This is a genomic window from Microcystis sp. LE19-10.1B (assembly GCF_027530565.1).
Lineage (GTDB): Bacteria > Cyanobacteriota > Cyanobacteriia > Cyanobacteriales > Microcystaceae > Microcystis > Microcystis aeruginosa.
Genome location: NZ_JAPZQM010000646.1, coordinates 1 through 1187 on the forward strand (window position 1 = coordinate 1; position 1187 = coordinate 1187).

2 protein-coding genes are annotated in these 1187 nt (G+C 39.4%); both read right to left on the reverse strand.

The annotated features are described in order from the left end of the window. Positions 1–616 (reverse strand): RpnC/YadD family protein (locus tag O9332_RS23285; RefSeq protein ID WP_288027619.1); only part of this gene is annotated, 616 nt, incomplete at its 3' end. Then, the gene (locus tag O9332_RS23290) at positions 613–960 is read right to left on the reverse strand and encodes a DUF4347 domain-containing protein (RefSeq protein WP_002764487.1); all 348 of its coding nucleotides are present in this window, start codon (positions 958–960) and stop codon (positions 613–615) included. The genes O9332_RS23285 and O9332_RS23290, both read right to left, overlap by 4 nt. Positions 961–1187 lie beyond the last annotated feature (227 nt).

The window sequence follows — 1187 nt, forward strand, 5'->3', positions numbered from 1 at the left end:
TTATCTGTTCCCTCTCGAACTCCTTTTCATATAATCCCCTGATTAACTTCCACTTCCACTGTTCCCGTTGTGGCAGCTTCCCAGTAGTTGCTTTTGTTTTCAGGTGTGCCATGACTATTATAGCAAAGGGATTGCTACTTGTTTCTAGTTCTGTCCATCTTTCCTCATAGTCCAGTAATTTGACTGTTGGGAATTTGAGGCTGACTTCACAACCGGCGATAGTATAATTATAGGAATCTGGTCGCCAATTTACTCGTTCATCTCCTAAAATTGCCAGACTGATAACCGGTTTCTGATACAAATCAAAGGCCCGATAGTTATAAATATACATCCTCTGAGGAAAATTTTCTTCGTATTGACTTTGAATTTCAATATGAATCAAAATCCAGACTTCTTCACCCCTGAGTAACCAAACTTTATAGAGTTTGTCAGCGAAACGTTTTTTTGTCTTTGCTGAAGCGGTAATCCGTTTGAGTTCTTTTTCTAGGGATTCGGGAATTTTTGTCCAATCAATTAATTGGTGAACTTCAGGAAAAAAGAAGTATAAAAACGCTTCAAAATACTCGCTTAATGCTTCTTTCCAGGGTTCATCATAATTGGCGGTTGTTGGGTTCATTTGAGTTGTTTGCTTACTCGTAGGCTGTGAAGCGCGATAGCGTAACGCACCGATTTAATAATAGAGGTGGTGGTGGTAATCTGGGGATTTTGTGGTAAAAAAGCGGATATTTGTTCGATTCCGTCTTGATTGGGAGAGAGAATAACCGTGGCGACTTCTGGAATTACTCCAGCTTGGAGACTTTGATAATCGCTAACACCAGCATCGAGGAAAACTACGGTAGCGGTTAAACGCTGATTTCTCACACTATCCACCCGATTAGCTTGACTCAAGCCATCAGATTGAGCAAAATTGAACAAAACATCGTCAACAGCAGGAAAGCTCGGCAACAGGGTAGAAGTCATGACGTTAACTGCAAAGGATTAATGCGACTATTTTGTGCAAACAATCGCCAATTTTTCAAGGGGGATATAACAAAAATTAACATTATACAGAAAACGGGTTTCTTTAAGAAACCCGTTTTCTAAGAAACCCGTTTTCTAGATATTGATTTTAGCCAAAGACTGCTTAAATTCTGCGAGAGAATTAGCGGTAGCTGCTAATTTAACAATCTCTTGTAATGTAGATAGTA

Coding starts and splice junctions, on each gene's coding strand:
- O9332_RS23290 (WP_002764487.1), bottom strand. CDS start 960: ATGACTTCTACCCTGTTGCCGAGCTTTCCTGCTGTTGACGATGTTTTG.